Below are 20090 nucleotides of genomic sequence, written 5' to 3' on the forward strand. Positions count from 1 at the left end.
CCTCAGACCTCGTACGGCTGGACGACGATGAAGTTGCCGGGAGCGGCCCGGAACTGGAGGTTGACGCTCTCCCCCGTGTCGCCGGGGTAGGCGTTGCGGCGCATGCGGACCTGGCTGGAGACGACCACCTGGGCGGCGGACGACCAGGCGACGACGGCGTTGCAGTCGGCGAACGTGGTGGGGGTGACCGGCAGGACGACGGGCGTGCCGTGCGTCTTCACGACGATCGTGCCGGTGCCCGTGAACTGCATGGTGAACAGGGCGCCGCCGGGAATGCCGTGTCCCTCGATCCGGCGGACCTCGTACTGGAGGCTCTCGTCGAAGGCGAGGACGTTCTCCGCGGAGACGCAGATGCCGTCACCCTGGAGTTCGATGGGGTGCAGCATCGTGCCGTTCTCGGCGAGGAACACCTGGCCCTGGCCGGTGCAGCGCATCAGCTGCATCTCCTGGCCGGTGGCGTTGCCGACGATCCGGCCGGCGAACCCGGCTCCCTTGTAGCTGAAGTCGACCTTGCCCTGGTAGAGGACCATGCTGCCCTGGCGGGCGAGCACGGGCTGGCCGCCCATCCCGAGGTCGACGCGGATCAGCTTCTTGTTTTGCTGCGTCCAGCGCTGTCCGGTGGGCGTCTCCTTGAACTGCTGGAGCGCCGCGGCCACACCGGCACCGCCCTGCGGCGCGCCCTGCGGTGCGCCGTACGCCTGCTGGCCCGGGACCTGCCCGAACGCGGGCTGCTGGCCGTAGCCGGGCGGCTGGGGTGGCTGTCCGTAGCCGGGCGGGGCCTGGGGCGCCTGGGGCTGCTGGCTGTAACCGGGGGGCATGGGCGCGGTCGGCGCCGGGCCCTGACCGTACGGCTGCTGAGGCGGCTGGCCGTAGGGCGCCGGGGCCGGAGCGGGAGGCGGTACGTGACCGCCGCCGGGCGGCGCCAGGGGCGCGATGATGGTCGGGGCGGCGTGCACCGAGGGCGCGGGCGCCGGGGCGGGCGGCGGGGTCGCGCCGGGCGGGGGCGCGAAGCCCTGCGCGGCGGGCTGCGGCTGCACCGGGGCGGGCGCCGGAGCCGGGACGGGCGCGGACGGAGCGCCGAACGCGGGCGGGGCGAAGCCGGGAGCGGCGCCGCCGGCCTGCGGCTGCTGCGGCGCGGCGGGTGCCTCCTCCTGCGCAACCTCGCCCCCGAAGTTCTTCAGAAGCGCGTCGAGACCGCCGTCGAAGCCCTGTCCGACGGCCGCGAACCGCCAGACGTCCTTCAGGTAGAAGTCACCCAGCATCACGGCCCGCTCGCTGGAGAACTCGGAGCCGCTGAACGCGTAGCGCGCCACTTCCTCGCCGCCCGCGACGATGCGCAGATAGCCGGGGCCGATCTGCGACATCTGCCCGGCGCCGTCGAGGGTCGCCGTGAAGGACAGCTTCCGGATCTGCGGCGGAATGCGGTCGAGGGTGATGCGGAAGGACTCCGTGTCGCCCGCCTGGGCGCCCAGGAGCTGGATGGACTCCTCGGGGGACTTCGGCTGGTTGAAGAAGACGAAGTACCGGTCGTCCGAGAGCCGCTCGTCGGCGTCGAGGCCGAAGCAGCTGATGTCGAAGGTCAGGCCGGGAGCGGTGATCTGCACGCCTACGTACAGATCGGTGCCTGCGGTGAGGTCACTGATCCTGGCCTTGTGGCCGCGCTGGAATTCCCTGGGCATGCGTAACGACCGTCCCCCATCCCGATTGTGAATGCGTCGCGTCAGGCTAACGGCAAAGTCGGACGACGCACGATGTCGGTACAGACCCGGTACACAACCGACAGCCACGCGGAGGGGAGGGGCTCACCACGTACGCCGCAGGTCACTCCTCGCCCGCGGCGGACAGATGGGGCAGCCGTTCGGCCGCGACGACGCCCTCGAGGTAGCCACGGGCGCGCTCGGTACGTGGGTACGCCTCCAGCAGCCGCCAGAAGTCGGGACCGTGGCCGGGCACGAGCAGATGCGCGAGCTCATGGGCGAGGACGTAGTCGATGACGTACTCGGGCATGCCCTTCAGGCGATGCGACAGGCGGATGCTGCCCTCGGCCGGTGTGCACGAGCCCCAGCGGGTGTTCTGGTTGGTCACCCAGCGGACCGAGGCGGGCCGGGCCCGGCCGCCGAAGCACTGGGCCGACAGCCGCTCGGCGCGCTCGGCCAGCTCGGCGTCGCCGGGAACGCGCCGGCTCTCCTGGGCGGCGAGCTTGTCGAGCATGACGCTCACCCAGCGTTGCTCCTCGGCCTCGGACATCCGGGCAGGGATGAGCACGATGGTGCGATCGCCCTCGCGGTACGCGGAGACCGTCCGGCGCCGACGGGCGCTTCTGCGGACCTCGATCGCGCTCGTTCGTGAGCCGCTCGGCGGCTGGCTCGTCGTGCTGCGCTGTGGTGTTCCGGCGCGGTGCAGTGGGTCGGCGGACACGCCCCGACGTTACCCGCTGCACACGGGGGAAGTCCCGACCCCGGGACGGTCGGGTTCCGATCCGTCGTGCCGTGTTTGCCTCGTACGACGGATTTATACGATGAACGCCCCTGCCTGTGGACAACTTTCGGCGGGCTCGAGCGGGTCCGGGCATGCTGGCACTCGTCGGCGGAGCGAGGACACCCCTACGCCCCCGCTCCGCCGATGTGACGGGGAGTTTCCAGGCATACGGGGGCTGTGATGCATCCGATGGTGAAGCCCGCGCTGCGGCGTGGCTGGCGTGACCTCAACACGGTGCAGTTCGGGATGACCCCGGCGCACGCACTGACACTCGGCCCGGTGGACACGGCGACGGGCAGTTTCCTCGACCTGCTGGACGGCACCCGCGGGCTGGCGCTGCTACGCGAGGAGGGCCGCCGCATGGACCTGCCCGACGGCCATGTCGACCGGCTGGTGGAGCGGCTGGCGCGGGCGGGGCTGCTCGACGACGCGCGCGGCGGCGGGCCGGAAGCCGCCGATCTGCGGAAACGGAAAGACGTCCTGGACCGACTGCGTCCCGATCTCGCCGCGCTGTCCCTCCTCACCTCGGAGCCGGGCGACGCGATGGAGCACCTGACCGTCCGACGCCGGCTGCGGGTCCAGGTGCGGGGCGCGGGCCGGGTCGGCGCGGTACTGGCGGCGCTGCTCTCGGGTGCGGGGATCGGCGAGGTCGACGTGCGGGACGGCGGCCTGGTGGAGCCGGGGGACGTCGCACCGGGCGGCCTGCCCGCCGAGGCGGTCGGCGAGCGTCGCGACGAGTCCGCCCGCCGGGCCGTGCGCCGGGCCGCGCCGGGCCCCGCACCCCGCAGAAGCCCGGGATCGCCGCCCGAGGCGGACTCCCCCGGCTTCGCTCTGGTGATCATCGCCCCGCGGGACGACGTGTCGGTGCACGCCCCCGCTCCCTCGGCGGCCGAGCCTCTGATCGCCTCGGGCACGCCGCACCTCTATGCCGGCGTCGTGGAGGGGACGGGTGTCGTCGGCCCGCTCGTACTCCCGGGGGAGACGGGATGTGCGGGCTGCCTGCATCAGGAGCGCACCGACCGGGACCCGGCCTGGCCGCGGCTGGTCGCCCAGTGGCACTCGGGGAGAAGGCGCGCCGCACGCGCCTGCGACCTGACGCTGGCCACGACCGTCGCCGGACTGGCGGCCGCCCACGCGCTCACCTTCCTCGACGGCCGCACCCCGTCGAGCGTCGGCGCCCGCTGGGAGGTCTCCGTCCCCGCCCTCCAGTGGCACGCCCGGCCGGTATCACCCCATTCCGCCTGCCCGTGCGGGGCCGCGGAGAAAGGTAAGCAGGAACACCAGGAACACATCGCCGAGGAGCGGGGAACGCACGCGACAATGGCAGTGCAGCATTCGAAGGAGTTCCGCCGTACGACGGACGCGGCGCGGCTGGCCGGTACTTGGAGGGCGCATGTCTGATCTTCCCCGGAAGGCGGTCACCCGGACCGCCAAACTCGCCGCGCTCCCGCTCGGCTTCGCCGGGCGAGCGACCTGGGGCCTGGGCAAGCGGATCGTGGGCGAGTCCGCGGAGATCGTCGGCAGAGAGCTGCAGCAGCGCACCGCCGAGCAGCTCTTCAAGGTGCTCGGCGAGCTGAAGGGGGGTGCGATGAAGTTCGGGCAGGCCATGTCCGTCTTCGAGTCCGCCCTGCCCGAGGAGGTCGCCGGCCCCTACCGCGCGGCCCTCACCAAGCTCCAGGACGCGGCGCCGCCGATGCCGACCCGCACGATGCACTCGGTGCTCGCGGAGCGGCTCGGCGAGGACTGGCCCGAGCTGTTTGCGGAGTTCGACGACAAGCCCGCGGCGGCGGCCTCGATCGGCCAGGTGCACCGCGCGGTGTGGCACGACGGCCGGGAGGTCGCGGTCAAGGTCCAGTATCCCGGGGCCGGTGAGGCCCTGCTGTCCGACCTGAACCAACTCAGCCGGTTCGCACGGCTGTTGGGCCCCCTCATCCCGGGCATGGACGTCAAGCCGCTGATCGCCGAGCTCAAGGACCGCGTCTCCGAGGAGCTCGACTACGGCCTGGAGGCGCAGGCCCAGCGGGCCCACGCGGAAGAGTTCGCCGGCGATCCCGACGTGGTGATACCGGCGGTGGTCCACCAGTGCGACCAGGTCCTGGTCACCGAGTGGATCGACGGTGTGCCCCTGTCCGAGGTGATCACCGAAGGCACCCGGGAGCAGCGCGACCGGGCCGGCCAGCTGCTCTCCCGGTTCCTCTTCTCCGGCCCGGCGCGCACCGGCCTGCTCCACGCCGACCCGCACCCCGGCAACTTCCGCCTCCTGCCCGGCGGACCGGACGGCGAGGACGACTGGCGCCTGGGCGTCCTGGACTTCGGCACGGTGGACCGGCTCCCGGGCGGGCTGCCGGACCCGATCGGCGAGTCCTTGCGGATGACCCTCGACGGTGAGGCGGAGGCGGTCTACGAACTTCTCCGCAGGGAGGGCTTCGTCAAGGAGTCCATCGAGCTCGATCCCGACGCGGTCCTCGACTACCTCCTGCCGATCATCGAGCCGGCCCAGGTGGAGGAGTTCACGTTCAGCCGCGGCTGGATGCGCAGCCAGGCGGCCCGGATCGCCGATATCCGCTCCCCCGCCCATCAGCTGGGCAAGCAGCTGAACCTGCCGCCGGCCTATCTGCTGATACACCGGGTGACGCTCAGCACGATCGGCGTGCTGTGTCAGCTCGGCGCGACGGTGCGGCTGCGCGAGGAGCTGGAGGAGTGGCTGCCCGGGTTTCTCGCGCCGGACGTCGTGGAGGGCTTCGAGGCGGAGGAGTCGGTCGCGGAGGCGTGAGCCCCTGGGCCACTCCCCTGTCCCCGGGTGCTGTGACGTGGTTCACCACCACTCCGAGTCCAGTCGGCCTTCGATCGCCCTGAGATTCTCGCGGGCACAGGTCGCGCAGAAGTAGCGCCGGACGCCGTTCTCGACGGAGCAGGTCCAGGTGACGGGCGGGGGCTCCTCGGCGCGGGCACCGCAGCGGGCGCACACGAGAGGGCGGGGCTCGGTCGTGGAACCGTCTGGGTCACCGTCTCCTGGAGGGCTCGTCACCTTCGGGACGATAACGGCCGCGGCGGCGGGTCGCCCGTACAACGCACCGCGGGGGCCGGTCCGTTCGGACGGACCGGCCCCCGCGGGGAGAACTTCGCCTCCGCTACAGGGAGGCCACCGTTTCAGGTGTGGGTGATTACTGCATCACGGCGATGGCGAGCGCCCGCCGGGCGCGCAGCGAGGCGCGCTCGGCACGGCGCTGCATCCGGCGAGCGGTCACCAGGCGGTGCGCCCGGCGTTCCCGCTCGGCCTCGTGCAGTCGGTCGTGCATATGCGCACGAGCCAGGGCTTCTGGGATGAGTTGCATCTCGCGTGTCCTGTTCTGACGCGAGTCGTACGCGCCGGTGGTGGTGAGGTCTTCGGTCGCGGAGCCTTCGGGCTCGCTGGGGAACGGCTTCATCGGGGCCTGCTTCTTGGGGTCTTGCGTGAGGGGGCGGTCGATCGTTCCTGCGGTGTTCATACCGTGACCGGGTTCTTGCGCGGGCGGCCACGCGGCCGCTTCCGGGCGACGACGACACCCTGGACGAACAGCTCGCCACCCCAGACGCCCCAGGGCTCGCGCCGCTCCTTGGCGCCGGCGAGGCAGGCCTCCATCAGCGGGCAGGTACGGCAGAGGGACTTGGCGTACTCGACGTCGGCCGGCGACTCCGCGAAGAAGACCTCCGGGTCGTAGGAACGGCAGGGGACGGGTACGCCGAGGTTCTCGATGGCGTCGTCGAGCGCGGTGAGCGCCGTGAGCGGGGTCAAGGTGGAGTCCTCCGTGGTGCCGGGCGGGGGGATCGTTTCGGAAGGCGGTACTGACGGGGCGTGCGCTTCGAGTTGCACGGTCGTCTTTCCTCGTCTGTCGGTCCGGTCCTGTAGGACCGGGTGTCGGCTGGGTACCGGGTTCTTTTTCCTGTCCCGAGGCCCCTTCGCTCCGTCGTCCCCGTTGTTCGGGGCAAACAGAAGGGCCGCGGATCCCGGGTGGGTTCCGCGGCCCTGAAGGCGCCGGCCTGATCGACGATCAGGCTGGATCACTCCAGGGTTCTGGCCCACGGAAGGCCCACATCAGGTACTGCTGCGTCGTCTGCTTCCGGGCTCCGGCACCGGCTGCCGTAAAGGCATAGGCATGCGCCTGCGCCCCTACTGCTTCCAGTGCCTCGGTCGGTCGCTCATTGCGCTCGCGGCTGGGAAGACCCGCGGGGGCAACGGAGGAGGACGCCGGCCGGTCGGCACGGATGCCGGACAGACCGGTGCCCAGGATCGAGGCGTCGAGAATGCACGTGGAGACGACCGAGGGATCGGTCAGTTTCGCGGCTGAGCTGCGGTTGATGATGATCACTTGAATCGCCTCCTCTCGGCGTCTCGGGGGACCGGGGGTGCATCCGGTCCGTCGGGTATGCAAGTACAGCACGGAATCAGGGCCTTCGAGAAGGCCGCCGTTCCCGTGCCTAAGAACCTATGGGGATTGCCGGGGCATGCGCAAACTATTTTTCCGACGAGTTCGGATCAGTTGCCCGGCCGTCGCCCAGCCGTCCGCGCTCAGTCCCCCTCATCGTCCCCTGCGACGTCCTGGCCTGCGCAGATGGCCAGGACGTCGGCTCCGTAGCGGTTGAGCTTGCGCACGCCGACCCCCGGGATCCGCGCGAGCTCGCCGTCCTCCTCGGGAACGGTCTCGGCGATCGCCATCAGGGTCTTGTCGGTGAAGACACAGAACGCGGGCTGTCCCGCCCGCCGCGCCTGGTCCGCTCGCCAGTCGCGCAGCCGCTCGTACAGCCCCTCGTCCATGTCGGAGGGGCAGTCCTCGCAGCGCATCAGCTTCATCTCGCCGGCGTCGGTCAGGGTGCGCCCGCAGACCCGGCAGCGGGCCGGGCTCCGCTGGGTCCGGCGTCGCTCGACCGGGCCGCCGCCCGCCGCACCCCCGGTGAAGCCCCGCTCCACGCCCCCGACGCCCCCGCTGCTGCCGCTGCCCACGCGGCCGGCGGCGCCACCCGAACCGGGACGCAGGCCGTCGAGAAAGCGGCTCGGACGGCGGCTCGGACGGCCGCCTGGCGAGCGGGAGAGCGCCCAGGAGACGTGAAGGCGCTCACGGGCCCGGGTGACTCCGACGTAGAGGAGGCGGCGCTCCTCCTCGATCTGCTCGTCGGTCTTGGCGTAGGTGATCGGCATCATGCCCTCGGCGACGCCGACCAGGAAGACGACGTCCCACTCCAGGCCCTTGGCCGAGTGCAGGGAAGCCAGGGTGACGCCCTGGACGGTCGGGGCGTGCTGCGCGCCGGCCCGTTCGTCGAGCTCGGCGACCAGGTCGGCGAGAGTGGCGCCGGACTGCGCGGCGGCGAAGTCCTGCGCGAGGTTCACGAGCGCCGCCAGTGACTCCCAGCGTTCTCTGACGGCTCCGGAGCCGGCCGGCGGCTGCGGGGTCCAGCCCTCCCCCGAGAGAACGGCACGTACCTGGGAAGGCAGGTCGACGGTGTCCTCGAGAAGGGTGTCGTTGCCGCCGAAGCGGGCCGCGCCGCGCAGGGCGACGCCCGCCTTGCGGACCTCGGGGCGGTCGAAGAAGCGCTCCGCGCCGCGCAGCTGGTAGGGGATGCCCCGGTCGGCGAGGGCCTGCTCGTAGGTCTCCGACTGTGCGTTGGTGCGGAACAGGACGGCGATCTCCGCGGCCGGGACACCGGCGTCGAGGAGCTCGCGGATCCGGCGGGCCGCACCCTCGGCCTCGGCGGGCTCGTCGGGGTATTCGGCGTAGCCGGGCTCGGGTCCCGGGCCACGCTGGGAGACGAGCTCCAGGCGGTGGTCCGCGGCGCGGCCCCGGGCCTGCGAGAGCAGACCGTTGGCGAGGTGGACGACCTGGGGGGTGGAGCGGTAGTCGCGGACCAGCTTGACGACGGTGGCGCCGGGGTGGCGGGTGCGGAAGTCGAGGAGGTGGTCGGGGGTGGCTCCGGTGAAGGAGTAGATCGTCTGGCTGGCGTCCCCGACCACGCAGAGGTCCTCCCGCTCACCGAGCCACAGCTCGAGCAGGCGCTGCTGGAGCGGGCTGACGTCCTGGTACTCGTCGACCACGAAGTGCTGGTACTGGGCGCGGACCTGCTCGGCGATGTCGTGCCGGTCCTGCAGGACGGCGACGGTCAGCAGCAGGACGTCCTCGAAGTCGATCACGCCACGCTGCCGCTTGAGGTCCTCGTAGGCCGCGTAGAGCTGGGCGATCTCGGCCGGATCGCGGGGGATCTCGCGGCCCGCCCTGGCGGCCGCCAGGGCGTAGTCGGCGGGGACGGTCTGGGTGACCTTGGACCACTCGATCTCCGCGGTGGTGTCCCGCAGCTCACCCCGGTCGAGTCGGATGCGGCACGCGGCCGCCGCGTCGGCGACGAGCTGGATCTTGCGGTCGACGAGCCGGGGCAGGGAGCCACCGATCGCTTTCGGCCAGAAGTACTGGAGCTGGCGCAGGGCAGCGGAGTGGAAGGTGCGGGCCTGGACGCCCTGGGCGCCGAGCTGGCGCAGCCGGCCCCGCATCTCCCCGGCGGCACGGTTGGTGAAGGTGACGGCCAGCACACTGGAGGGCTGCAGGATGCCGGCGCGCACCCCGTAGGCGATGCGGTGGGTGATCGCCCGGGTCTTGCCCGTGCCCGCTCCCGCCAGCACGCACACCGGACCGTGCAGGGCGGTCGCCACCTCGCGCTGCTCGGGGTCGAGCCCTTCGAGCACCGCGTCGGCCGAGTCCGGTACCTGCGGGAAGAGGGTGGAGTGCGTTGCTGCTGTCACATGGCCATGCTGCCAGGTCGGCGGAGGCGGGCGAGCCGGTTGTCCACAGGTGGGCCCTCGCAGTCGTACTAATGCGGCGAGTGTCACCCTCCGGGGCTCCGTCGCCTCCGGGGGACGCCATGAAGGCCACCTGGGAAACGGCTGCTGGGGGAGTATGGCGGACTGTGGCCGACGGAAAGAGCGCCGCCGGGAATGGTGGCCCTTTCAAGTACGTTCTCCCACTGCGACCACCTGCCGCCGACCCGCCGAAGGAGCACAAGAGACATGCTGGGCACTGTGACGATGTACAGCACCACGTGGTGCGGCTACTGCCAGCGGCTGAAGAAGCAGCTCGACCGCGAGGGCATCGGATACACCGAGATCAACATCGAGCAGGACCCGGAGTCCGCCGCGTTCGTGGAGAAGGCCAATGGCGGAAACCAGACGGTTCCGACCGTGCTGTTCCCCGACGGCTCCACGCTGACGAACCCGTCGCTGGCGCAGGTGAAGCAGAAGATCGGCGCCTGACCGCGTCCGACGCCCGCCGTACACGAGAGAGGGCGGACCCCCGCTACGTCGGGGGTCCGCCCTCTCTCGCGTCGTCGATCAGACGAAGCTGCGGGTCGGCAGCGGCTTGCCGTACCAGAGCTCGATCAGACGGGCCGCGATGGAGATGCCGTAGGGGGGCAGCACCTCGCCGGACTCGAAGGCGGCGCCGAGCTCGTCGCGGGAGAACCAGCGGGCTTCGTGGATCTCGTCGCCGTCGACCTCGATCTCGGTGGACGTGGCGCGGGCCATGAAGCCCAGCATGAGGCTGGACGGGAAGGGCCAGGGCTGGCTGGCGATGTAGTCGACCTGACCGACGGTGACGCCGACCTCCTCGAAGACCTCGCGGCGCACGGACTGCTCGATGGACTCGCCGGGCTCGACGAAGCCGGCGAGGGTCGAGAAGCGGCCCTCGGGCCAGTGGACCTGGCGACCGAGGAGGATGCGGTCCTCGTCGTCCGTGACGGCCATGATCACCGCCGGATCGGTGCGCGGGTAGTGCTCCGCACCGCAGGCCTGGCAGCGCCGGATGTGGCCGGCCGCGGCGATCACCGTGCGCTCGCCGCAGCGGGAGCAGAAGCGGTGCAGGCGCTGCCAGTTCTCCAGGGCCACCGCGTGGACCATCAGCCCTGTCTCGCGCGGCGACAGCAGCAGGCCCGCCTCGCGCAGACCGGCCGGGCGCGCGGACTGGTCGATACGGCCGGGCAGCGCGTCCTTCTGGAGGGCGAAGTAGCTGACGCCGTCCTCGTCGGTCCCCAGGAAGTAGCGGTGCGCCTCCGTGAGGGGCGCCTCGAACGACGGGGTCGTGACGAGCTCCGTGTGGCCTTCGGACGTCTCGTCGATGAGGACCTGGCCGCCCGAGACGACGAAGCAGCGCGTCGTGGGGTGGCTCCACGCCGCGGCGAGCCAGGCCTCGTCGAGCCGGTGGTGGGCGGCCCGGTCGACGCCGCTCGGCGCGGTCAGCGAGATGGGGCGATCTGCGTTCTGGTCGGTCCAGGTGGTCACGGGTACTTCCAACTCCCCCGGTGGAACGGTTGTTTCGGCGGGCGGTTCAGCGGGACGTACGGCAGAAGGCGACCGGTTTCGGTGCGGTGTCGCGGTGCGGGGCGGTCTTTCCAGTGTGCCCCGCGCGCGTGCCCCCTCCGGACCGTGCGAAGTCGTCGGCGTCGTCAGGGTGCACGGCGCCAGTTCTCGGCCAGGTCGCCCCAGAGGTACGCGGTGGTCTCGACGCCCTTGAGGAGGAGGTCCAGCTCCACCTTCTCGTTCGGCGCGTGCCAGCCGTCCGAGGGGACGGAGATGCCCAGGAAGAGCACCGGGGCGCCGAGGACTTCCTGAAGATCGGCGGCCGGTCCCGAGCCGCCCTCGCGGGTGAAGCGGACGGGCCCTTCGAAGGCGCGGCCCATGGCGCGGACCACGGACTTCAGGGCCGGGTGGTCCAGCGGGGTCAGACACGGGCGCGTGGCCGGGCTGAACGTGATCTCGTGCCGGATCCCGGCGGGCAACTGCGCGGGGGCCCAGGCGCGGACGGCCTTCTCCACGTGCTCGGGATCCTGGCCGGCGACCAGCCGGAACGAAAGCTTCACGAAGGCCGCGGAGGGGATGATCGTCTTGCTGCCCGGGCCCTGGTAGCCGCCGCCGATGCCGTTGACCTCGGCGGTGGGACGGGCCCAGACGCGCTCCAGGGTGGTGTGTCCGGCCTCGCCGTGGGTGGCGCGCGATCTGGCGGTGCGCAGCCATCGGTCCTCGTCGAAGGGCAGCTCGGCGAAGAGCTCGCGCTCACGGTCGGTGAGCTCGACGATGCCGTCGTAGAAGCCGGGAACGGCCACACGCGCGTGCTCGTCGTGCAGGGCCGCCACCAGACGTGCCGCCGCCGTCGCCGGGTTGGGCACGGCGCCGCCGAAGGAGCCGGAGTGGATGTCCTGGTCGGGGCCGAACAGCCGGATCTCGCACTCTGCGAGGCCGCGCATGCCGGTGCACACCGTGGGGGTGTCCTCGGACCACATCCCGGTGTCGGAGACGATCACGGCGTCCGCGGCGAGCCGTTCCGCCCGCTCCTCGACCAGGGCCCTGAAGTTCGGGGAGCTGGACTCCTCCTCGCCCTCGATCAGCAGCTTGAGGCCGACCGCCGGGGCGGGGCGGCCGGTGGCGGCGAGATGGGCGCGGACGCCGAGGGTGTGGAAGAAGACCTGACCCTTGTCGTCGGCCGCTCCCCGCGCGTACAGGCGGTTCCCGCGGACGACGGGCTCGAAGGGGTCGGTGTCCCAGCCGTCCTCGCGGGCGGCGGGCTGCACGTCGTGATGGCCGTAGACCAGGACGGTGGGCGCCTGCGGATCGTCCGAGGGCCATTCCGCGTAGACGGCCGGAGCGCCCGGGGTCTGCCAGACCTCGACCGTCGGGAAGCCGGTCTCCTTGAGCTTGGCCGCGAGCCAGTCCGCGCTGCGCCGTACGTCGGGGGCGTGGTCGGGCTGCGCCGACACCGACGGGATGCGCAGCCATTCGGCGAGGTCGTCGAGGAAGGCGGCGCGGTGCTGCTCGATATAAGTGCGGACGGCGCTGACGGCACTGTCAACGGTATGGCTCATGGTCACGAGCCTAACGGCCCGCGCCGACATCCCCGCCGGGTCCTTGCGCAGGGGTTGCTTGCGCGGCCGGTCCGCCGATGTCGTCCTCGATACCGTCGTCCCCCGTCAACAGGCGCTCCAGGGCCGCACGATCGGGCAGACCCTCCGGCCGTACGACGTCACCGCTGCGTACATAGAGGAACGCCGCTGTGACGGATTCCACGGGCACACCCTGCTGCTCGGCCCACCCGAGCCGGTAGAGGGCGAGCTGGAGGGGGTCGGCGGTGCGCGCCCGGTGGGTCTTCCAGTCGACGATGTCGTAGGTGGCCGTGTCCCCGTCGCCCTCCTTGTAGACCGCGTCGATACGGCCCCGTACGACGCGGCCGGCGAGGGCGAACTGGAACGGGGCCTCGACGCGGTACGGCGTGCGGTGGGCGTACTCGGTGTTCTCGAAGGCTTCCTTGAGGGCTTCCAGGTCGCGTTCGTCGGCGATCTCGGCGTCGTCGCCGGGCAGCTCGTGCGGTTCCAGCAGGGGAAGGGTCAACTCCTCGAAGCGGGCCTCCACCCATGCGTGGAACCTGGTGCCCCGGCGCGCGGCCGGTTGCGGGGGGCGCGGCATGGGGCGCGCGAGTTCCTGCGCGAGACCGTCCGGGTCGGCGGCCAGGCGCAGCACCTGCGAGGCGGTCAGGGTCGTCGGCAGCGGGACGTCCGTGACGCTCCGGCGGGCGTGGAGGAGCTCTCCGGCGAGCGCGTCGAGGTCCCGGTCCCAGGAAGCCACCGCGCGGGCTTCCTCGGGCGTGAGGGAGGGCCTGCGCGGGCGGGTGGCGGAAAGCTCGGGGGCCGTCGCCTGGTGGGGCACCGCGAGGGGGGTGTGCGCGAAGGGCGTGTCCCCGAACGGGTCGGACTCGTCGTGGGGCGGCCCGTCGTACCCGGGATCGCCGTCCCCGGCGTCGTCGTACCGAGGCTCGTCGTATCCAGGCTCGTCGTACGCAGGCTCGTAGGCGAGCTCGTCCTCGTCCGGTGGCGGGGGCCAGTCGGGGTCGTCGTAGGTGTCCGGGTCGTGGGTGGCGCCGGGGTGGCCGTCCTGGTGCGAGGCGAGGTCCTCCAGGTGGGTGAGGACGGTCTCGGCGGCGGCGCGGCGGCGGGCGAGGGAGTCGTCGTCCAGGGGCAGCGGCCAGACCTGGTCGGCCGTCGCCCGGTGCAGGACGGGGTTCTCCGCATCCTCCTCCGGCTCGTCCGCCCAGACCTCGATCTCACCGTGCCCGGCCACGCAGTGCCGGTACAGCTCCTCGAGGAAGTCGGACGGGCCGCGGGGCTTCTTCTGGGTGGGGCCCCACCAGTGGCCGGACCCGAGCAGCAGGGAGCGGGGGCGGGTGAAGGTGACGTAGCCGAGGCGCAGTTCCTCGGTGTGCTGGTGGTCCTTCATGGCCTCGTGGAAGGCCTTCATGCCCCGCGCGTCCCAGGAGTCGAAGCCGGGGAGGGTGTCGGCGTCGCCGCGCAGTTCGTGCGGCAGCACCTTGGCCTGGGCGGTCCACTTCTCGCGGCCCTGGCCGCTGGGGAAGGTTCCGGTGACCAGGCCGGGGACGGCGACGACGTCCCACTCCAGGCCCTTGGACTTGTGCGCGGTGAGCACCTTGACGGTGTTCTCGCCGCCGGGCAGGGCGTTGTCGAGGCCCTTCTCGTACTGGGCGGCGGTGCGCAGGAAGCCGAGGAAGGCCAGCAGGCTCGCCTGGCTCTCGGTCGCGGCGAAGGAGGCGGCGATGTCGAGGAAGTTGGACAGGGTCTCGCGACGCCGGGCCGCCAGGGCCTGCGGGGACGCGGACAGTTCGACCTCCAGGCCGGTGACGGCGAGGACGCGGTGCAGCACGTCCATCAGGGGGTCGGCCAGGGAACGGCGCAGGTCGCGCAGTTCGGTGGCCAGTCGCGCGAACCGCACGCGCGCGTCCGGCGAGAAGGGCAGCCCGTCGTCGTACCCGGCGCCCCGGTCGCCGTACAGGGGCGACTCCAGGAAGGTGTCGAGGGCGTCCGCGAGCGATATCACCTCGGACGGGTCGATCCCCTCGACGGCCTCGGCGAGACGGCGGTCCGGGTCGTCGTCGCCGGCCCCGCGCGCGTGGGTGACGAGCAGCCGCGCCCTTCGGCCCAGGAGGGCGAGGTCGCGGGGGCCGATGCGCCAGCGCGGGCCGGTGAGCAGACGGACCAGGGAGGCGTTGGCGCCCGGGTCCTGGAGGACCTCGCAGACGGCGACCAGGTCGGCGACCTCGGGCAGGTGCAGAAGGCCCGAGAGACCCACCACCTCGACGGGGATGTCCCGGGCGACCAGCGCGCCCTGGATCTCCGCGAAGTCGGTGGCCGTGCGGCACAGGACGGCGATCTCGCCGGGTGCCTTGCCGGTGCGCACGAGGTGGGCGATGGAGTCGGCGATCCAGTCCATCTCCTCGGCGTGCGTGTTCAGCAGGGCGCAGCGCACCACTCCGTCGCGCTCGGCGCCGGGAGCCGGGCGCAGGGCCTCCACGCCCGCGTGCATGGCGCGCAGCGGCTCGGCGAGGCCGTTGGCGAGGTCCAGGAGGCGGCCGCCGCTGCGGCGGTTCTCGCTGAGCGACTGGCGTCGTGCCCTGCTTCCGTCGGGATGCGCGAAGTGCTCGGGGAAGTCGTCGAGGTTCGCCACCGAGGCGCCGCGCCAGCCGTAGATGGCCTGGCAGGGGTCGCCGACGGCGGTGACCGGGTGTCCGGTGCCACCGCCGAACAGGCCGGCCAGCAGGATGCGCTGGGCCACCGACGTGTCCTGGTACTCGTCGAGGAGGACCACGCGGAACTCGTCGCGCAGGATCGGGCCCACTTCGGCCACCTGGGCGAGCCGGGCCGCCAGCGCGATCTGGTCGCCGAAGTCGAGCAGATCGCGCTCGCGCTTGGCGGTCCGGTAGCGCTGCACCAGGTCGGCCAGTTCGCGGCGGGCGGCGGCCGTCTCGGGCACCTTGCGCAGCTCGGCGTTGGTGAGCCTGGCGCCCTCCAGGCCGCTGAGCAGTGCGGCGTCCCACGCGCGCAGGTCCTCGGGGCGGACGAGGTGTTCGGCGAGTTCGGCGTCGAGCGCGAGGAGGTCGCTGATCAGGTCGGCGAAGGAGCGGGTGAGCGACGGGTACGGTCCGGGGGCCTCGCGCAGCACCCGCGCGGCGAGCTGGTAGCGGGTGGCGTCGGCGAGCAGGCGGGAGGTCGGCTCCAGGCCGATGCGCAGGCCGTGGTCGGTCAGCAGGCGGCCCGCGAACGAGTGGTAGGTCGAGATCACCGGCTCGCCCGGCGGGTTGTCCGGGTCGATGACGTCGGGGTCGGTGACGCCCGCCTTGACCAGGGCCCTGCGGACGCGCTCGGCGAGTTCCCCGGCGGCCTTGTTGGTGAAGGTCAGGCCGAGGACCTGGTCGGGGGCCACCTGGCCGGTGCCGACCAGCCACACCACGCGCGCGGCCATCACCGTCGTCTTGCCCGACCCGGCTCCGGCCACGATCACCTGCGGGGCGGGCGGCGCGATGATGCAGGCCGTCTGCTCCGGGGTGAAGGGGATCCCGAGGAGCTCCTTGAGCTGCTCGGGATCGCTGATACGGGCGGGCATGGGGAGAGGCTAGCGGCGACCACTGACAGTCGATGACAAATCGCCCGCCGGGAACGAGACAAGCGCAGGTCAGCACGTGTGGTGCGGTCCGTCACACGGGTCTGTCACTCGACCACGTGCCGGCCTTCGGGCCGGGCGCTGCACGAGGCGCGGAACGCGCAGTGGGTGCACTGCTGGCCGGCGGTCGGGGTGAAGCGTTCGTCGAGGACCTTGCCGGCCGCCGTGGCGAGCAGGTCACCGACCCACTCCCCCGCCGCGCCTTCGAGGGCTTCCTGCGCCTGCACCTTGGGCAGGCTCTCGCCGCCGTCCCGCTTGGCGGCGCTCTGCCGCAGCTGGACGAGTTCGGCGCCGCCCGGTGTCGGCCGTACGCCGTCGAAGGCCTCATCGACGGCGCCCTCGCGGACGGCGAGCTGGTACACGGCGAGCTGGGGGTGCCGCTCCACCTCGCGGGTGGTCGGCGTCTGTTTGCCGGTCTTGAAATCGACGACGTAGGCGCGGCCTTCGGCGTCGGCCTCGACGCGGTCCATCTGACCGCGGATGCGTACCTCGTACTCACCCGCTTCCAGGGTCACGTCGAAGTCGTGCTCACTGGCGACCGGTGTGCGGCCCGTGCGGTCCATCACGTGCCACTTCAGGAAGCGTTCGAGTGCGACACGCGCGTGTGTCTTCTCCTGCGCGGACTTCCACGGGGCGTCGAAGGCGAGGGCGTTCCACACCGAGTCGAGGCGTTCCATGAGGACGTCGAGGTCGGCCGGGGTGTGACCGGAGGCGACCTCGTCGGCGAGGACGTGCACCACGTTGCCGAACCCCTGGGCGACGGTGGCGGGGGCGTCGGCTTTCACCTCGCGACCCAGGAACCACTGGAGGGCACAGGTGTTGGCGAGTTGGTCGAGGGCGCTGCCGGAGAGCACGACGGGCTGGTCGCGGTCGCGCAGCGGCACCTTGCTCTCGGTCGGCTCGAACATGCCCCACCAGCGGTACGGGTGGGCGGACGGGACCAGCGGCCTGCCGTCCTCGTCGGCGAGCGCGGCCAGCCGGGCCAGACGTCGGGCGGCGGCCTCCCGCAGGGGGGCGGAGGCGCGCGGGTCGACCGTCGTGGCGCGCAGTTCGGCGACCAGGGCGGCGACCGCCAGGGGGCGGCGCGGGCGGCCGGTGACGTCCTTGGGCTCGACGCCGAGTTCGGTCAGGAAGCGGGAGGGCTGGTCGCCGTCGTCGGCGGGCGCCTTCACGGCGGTGACGACGAGCCGCTCTCGCGCGCGCGTGGCCGCGACGTAGAACAGCCGGCGCTCCTCGGCGAGCAGCGCGCCCGGGGTGAGCGGCTCGGCGAGTCCGTCGCGTCCGATGCGGTCCGCCTCCAGGAGGGAGCCCCGGCGGCGCAGGTCCGGCCACAGGCCTTCCTGGACGCCGGCCACGACGACCAGGCTCCACTCCAGGCCCTTGGCGCGGTGGGCGGTCATCAGTCGTACGGCGTCGGGGCGCACGGCACGCCGGGCGAGGGTGTCGGCGGCGATGTCCTCGGCCTCGATCTCGGCCAGGAAGTTCAGGGCGCCCCGGCCGCCGGTGCGCTCCTCCGCGCGCGCGGCGGTGGCGAAGAGCGCGCACACGGCGTCCAGGTCCCGGTCCGCGTTACGGCCCGCCGCGCCGCCGCGCCGGGCGGCCCGCTCCAGACGCGCGGGCCAGGGCGTGCCGTTCCACAGGCCCCACAGTGCCTCCTCGGCCGTCCCGCCCCGCGCGAGGCCCTCCCTGGCCGTCGCGAGCAGCGCGCCGAGGCGCTGGGCACCCCGCGCGTACGTCGGGTCGTGGGCGATCAGCCGTTCCGGCTCGGCCAGGGCGCGCGCGAGGAGTTGGTCGGAGGGCGGCGGCAGCGCGTTGCCCGCGGTCCGCTCCTCCTCGCGCAGGGCCCGGCCGAGGCGGCGCAGATCGGCGGCGTCCATGCCGGCGAGCGGGGAGGAGAGGAGGGTGAGGGCGGTCTCGGTGTCGAGCCAGCACGCCCGCGCGTCGGCCTCGGGGTCCTCCTCCCCCGCCGGTGCCGTCGCGGAGGCCTCCGCCGTCGCGACCGCCCGCAGGGCCGTCAGCAGGGGCGCCACGGCGGGTTCGTGGCGCAGGGGGAGATCGTCGCCGTCGATGTCGAGGGGGACGCCGGCGGCGGTGAGGGCGCGGCGGACCGTCGGGATCGTGCGGGAGCCGGCGCGTACCAGTACCGCCATCTCGCTCCAGGGCACGCCGTCCTCCAGGTGCGCGCGGCGCAGGATGTCGGCGACGTTGTCCAACTCGGTGCCGGGCGTCGGGTACGTGTACACCTCCACGCGTCCGCCGTCGCGTGCGGCGGTCAGCTCGCGGTGGGCCCGCACCTTCTCGGCGGGAAGGCGGGTCAGGGGCATCCGCCGGGTGAGGAGCCGGGTGGCGTCCAGGAGAGCGGCACCGGAGCGGCGCGAGGTGCGCAGGACCTCTACGGGGGCCGGGCGGCCGTCGGGGCGCGGGAAGTCCTCGGGGAAGTCCAGGATGCCGTTCACGTCGGCGCCCCGGAAGGTGTAGATCGACTGGTCGGGGTCGCCGAACGCGACCAGGCTGCGGCCGCCGCCGGCGAGCGCGTGCAGCAGCCGCACCTGGGCGGGGTCGGTGTCCTGGTACTCGTCGACGAACACGGCGTCGTACCGCGCGGCGAGCCGCTCGGCCACCTCGGGGCGGTGGGCGAGGAGCACCGCGCGGTGGACCAGTTCCGCGTAGTCGATCACGCCGTGCAGATCGAGCACGTCGAGGTACTCGGCGAGGAAGGCGGCGGCGGCACGCCAGTCCGGGCGGCCGATGCGGTGCGCGAAGGCGTCCAGGGCCGCGGGATCGAGGCCCAGTTCCCGGCTGCGGGCGAGCACCGCGCGGACCTCGTCGGCGAAGCCGCGCGTGGTGAGGCAGGCGCGCAGTTCGTCCGGCCAGCGCACATGGGCGAGACCGAGCCGCTGCAGGTCGAGCTGGCCCTCCAGCAACTCACGGACGGCCACGTCCTGCTCGGGTCCGGACAGCAGCCGCAGGGGTTCCACGAACAGGTCGGCGTCCTGGTGGGCGCGGATCAGGGCGTAGCAGTACGAGTGGAAGGTGGTCGCCCGGGGCGCGCGGGCGGCCCCCATGCGATGCGCCATCCGGTCCCGCAGCTCCACGGCCGCCTTGCGGCTGAACGTGAGCACCAGGATGCGCTCGGGATCGGCCCCGCGGGCGACCCGGGCCGCCACGCACTCGACGAGGGTGGTGGTTTTCCCGGTGCCCGGACCTGCGAGGACGAGCAGGGGGCCGGCGCCGTGGTCAACCACGGAGCGCTGTGTGGCGTCCAGACTGGGGGGACCCATCCGGGCCGGCGGGGTACGCACCAGTCGGTAAGCGCCACGGTCCCCCTGTCGCCCCTGGGGGTACGACAGGCGCCTGGTGGAGGAAGAGGAGCTCACGTGGTTCGCCGGTCCTGGTGGGTGTACTGGTTGACGGAGCACCGGTCGAGGAGAGCGGTGATCACGGGATGAGGGGGACGCGTGCAGCCGACGCTACGCCAACAAGCGGTCCGGAAGGACGGCTTCCGGTTCTTCTCTCGGCGCTCTCGCGACCCGCACGGCGCTCACATCCCTCCCGGCCCGCCTGCCGGGCACGTCACTCGTCCCTCGAACGTACGCCATGCCGCGGACGTGCCCCCTTTGCGCTGTTTCCCCCGTACGGGCCACAAGGTCCCCCCGACGCCGTCGGATGGCGGAAGCTGTCAGGTGTGACCTTCCGCGCGTCCGCCGCCGTCCCACCGCGCGCGCTTCATGTCGAGGCGCGGCAGGTGCCCCTGGGCGGCCCTGCTCGCCTGCTTCAGAGGCGTGCCCTCCACGCGGTAGCGGTCCAGCGCCCGCAGCTCGTGCCCCGGGAGCAGCGTCCCGTCCGCGCGGACCACACGCCACCACGGGACGGCGCCGCCGTAGAGGGCCATCACCCGGCCCACCTGTCTCGGCCCGCCCTCCTCCAGCCACTCCGCGACATCCCCGTACGTCATGACCCGCCCGGGCGGGATCAGCTCCGCGACCTCGAGGACCCGCTCGGCGTACTCCGGCAGCGCGTCCGTGTACTCCGGGCGGGCGTCGTCCGGAAGGCTCTGCTCGCTCATCCGCCCCATCTTGCCCCACGGCACCGACAATGC

General features: G+C 72.7%; 15 protein-coding genes. 3 read left to right on the plus strand and 12 right to left on the minus strand.

Annotation, left to right across the window (positions count from 1 at the left end; translation table 11 throughout):
- Positions 1-2 precede the first annotated feature (2 nt).
- Together OG440_RS12210 and OG440_RS12215 are read right to left on the minus strand one after the other, a co-directional pair.
- The gene (locus OG440_RS12210) at positions 3-1679 is read right to left on the minus strand and encodes a TerD family protein (protein WP_406006865.1); all 1677 of its coding nucleotides are present in this window, start codon (positions 1677-1679) and stop codon (positions 3-5) included.
- Between the two features lie 142 nt (positions 1680-1821).
- Positions 1822-2418 carry a M48 family metallopeptidase gene (locus tag OG440_RS12215; RefSeq protein ID WP_406006866.1) on the minus strand — a complete coding sequence of 199 codons (597 nt, stop codon included), beginning with the start codon at positions 2416-2418 and terminating at the stop codon, positions 1822-1824.
- A gap of 240 nt (positions 2419-2658) precedes the next feature.
- On the opposite strand from OG440_RS12215, the gene OG440_RS12220 reads away from it, so the two are divergent.
- A complete protein-coding gene (locus OG440_RS12220; protein ID WP_406006867.1) occupies positions 2659-3879 on the plus strand; it encodes a TOMM precursor leader peptide-binding protein in 1221 nt (406 codons plus the stop codon).
- Positions 3872-5251: an ABC1 kinase family protein gene (locus OG440_RS12225; protein ID WP_406006868.1), complete on the plus strand. Its 1380-nt coding sequence runs from the start codon at positions 3872-3874 to the stop codon at positions 5249-5251. Before OG440_RS12220 ends, OG440_RS12225 begins: the two co-directional genes overlap by 8 nt.
- A 42-nt stretch (positions 5252-5293) precedes the next feature.
- Here OG440_RS12225 and OG440_RS12230 read toward each other — a convergent pair whose 3' ends face one another.
- The 5 genes from OG440_RS12230 to OG440_RS12250 all read right to left on the minus strand — a co-directional run bounded on the left by OG440_RS12230 (position 5294) and on the right by OG440_RS12250 (position 9244).
- On the minus strand, positions 5294-5506 hold the full coding sequence (locus tag OG440_RS12230) for a hypothetical protein (protein ID WP_406006869.1): 213 nt from the start codon (positions 5504-5506) through the stop codon (positions 5294-5296).
- A gap of 136 nt (positions 5507-5642) precedes the next feature.
- Complete coding sequence (locus tag OG440_RS12235; RefSeq protein WP_406006870.1) at positions 5643-5966, minus strand: hypothetical protein; 324 nt, start codon at positions 5964-5966, stop codon at positions 5643-5645.
- The gene (locus OG440_RS12240) at positions 5963-6331 is read right to left on the minus strand and encodes a WhiB family transcriptional regulator (protein WP_406006871.1); all 369 of its coding nucleotides are present in this window, start codon (positions 6329-6331) and stop codon (positions 5963-5965) included. Before OG440_RS12240 ends, OG440_RS12235 begins: the two co-directional genes overlap by 4 nt.
- A gap of 178 nt (positions 6332-6509) precedes the next feature.
- Complete coding sequence (locus tag OG440_RS12245; protein ID WP_406006872.1) at positions 6510-6827, minus strand: hypothetical protein; 318 nt, start codon at positions 6825-6827, stop codon at positions 6510-6512.
- A 200-nt stretch (positions 6828-7027) separates the two neighbouring features.
- Positions 7028-9244, minus strand: coding sequence for an ATP-dependent DNA helicase UvrD2 (locus OG440_RS12250; RefSeq protein ID WP_406006873.1), 2217 nt, complete (start codon positions 9242-9244; stop codon positions 7028-7030).
- A 264-nt stretch (positions 9245-9508) separates the two neighbouring features.
- Between OG440_RS12250 and OG440_RS12255 the strand changes: the two genes are divergently transcribed.
- Positions 9509-9751 (plus strand): mycoredoxin, encoded by a 243-nt coding sequence (locus OG440_RS12255; RefSeq protein ID WP_057603310.1) that lies wholly within the window; start codon positions 9509-9511, stop codon positions 9749-9751.
- Between the two features lie 78 nt (positions 9752-9829).
- Here the strand turns inward: OG440_RS12255 and nudC are convergent, their stop codons facing one another.
- From nudC to OG440_RS12280, 5 genes are all read right to left on the minus strand, one after another.
- The gene (gene nudC, locus OG440_RS12260) at positions 9830-10774 is read right to left on the minus strand and encodes an NAD(+) diphosphatase (RefSeq protein WP_406006874.1); all 945 of its coding nucleotides are present in this window, start codon (positions 10772-10774) and stop codon (positions 9830-9832) included.
- A gap of 164 nt (positions 10775-10938) precedes the next feature.
- Complete coding sequence (locus OG440_RS12265) at positions 10939-12351, minus strand: dipeptidase (protein WP_406006875.1); 1413 nt, start codon at positions 12349-12351, stop codon at positions 10939-10941.
- 10 nt (positions 12352-12361) lie between these two features.
- Positions 12362-15934, minus strand: a complete 3573-nt coding sequence (locus tag OG440_RS12270; protein ID WP_406006876.1) for a UvrD-helicase domain-containing protein — start codon at positions 15932-15934, stop codon at positions 12362-12364.
- 104 nt (positions 15935-16038) lie between these two features.
- Entirely contained in the window at positions 16039-19368 is a 3330-nt protein-coding gene (locus OG440_RS12275) for an ATP-dependent helicase (protein ID WP_406006877.1), read from the minus strand.
- Positions 19369-19670: 302 nt separating this feature from the next.
- Positions 19671-20057 carry an MGMT family protein gene (locus OG440_RS12280; protein WP_406006878.1) on the minus strand — a complete coding sequence of 129 codons (387 nt, stop codon included), beginning with the start codon at positions 20055-20057 and terminating at the stop codon, positions 19671-19673.
- Between the last annotated feature and the right edge of the window lie 33 nt (positions 20058-20090).

This window comes from Streptomyces sp. NBC_00637 (assembly GCF_045161545.1).
Lineage (GTDB): Bacteria > Actinomycetota > Actinomycetes > Streptomycetales > Streptomycetaceae > Streptomyces.

Excerpts from the sequence above, each read along its gene's own strand:
- OG440_RS12280 (WP_406006878.1), bottom strand. The coding sequence starts at position 20,057 with ATGAGCGAGCAGAGCCTTCCGGACGACGCCCGCCCGGAGTACACGGAC.
- OG440_RS12225 (WP_406006868.1), top strand. The coding sequence starts at position 3,872 with ATGTCTGATCTTCCCCGGAAGGCGGTCACCCGGACCGCCAAACTCGCC.
- OG440_RS12270 (WP_406006876.1), bottom strand. The coding sequence starts at position 15,934 with ATGCCCGCCCGTATCAGCGATCCCGAGCAGCTCAAGGAGCTCCTCGGG.
- OG440_RS12265 (WP_406006875.1), bottom strand. The coding sequence starts at position 12,351 with ATGAGCCATACCGTTGACAGTGCCGTCAGCGCCGTCCGCACTTATATC.
- OG440_RS12255 (WP_057603310.1), top strand. The coding sequence starts at position 9,509 with ATGCTGGGCACTGTGACGATGTACAGCACCACGTGGTGCGGCTACTGC.
- OG440_RS12235 (WP_406006870.1), bottom strand. The coding sequence starts at position 5,966 with ATGAACACCGCAGGAACGATCGACCGCCCCCTCACGCAAGACCCCAAG.
- OG440_RS12210 (WP_406006865.1), bottom strand. The coding sequence starts at position 1,679 with ATGCCCAGGGAATTCCAGCGCGGCCACAAGGCCAGGATCAGTGACCTC.
- OG440_RS12220 (WP_406006867.1), top strand. The coding sequence starts at position 2,659 with ATGCATCCGATGGTGAAGCCCGCGCTGCGGCGTGGCTGGCGTGACCTC.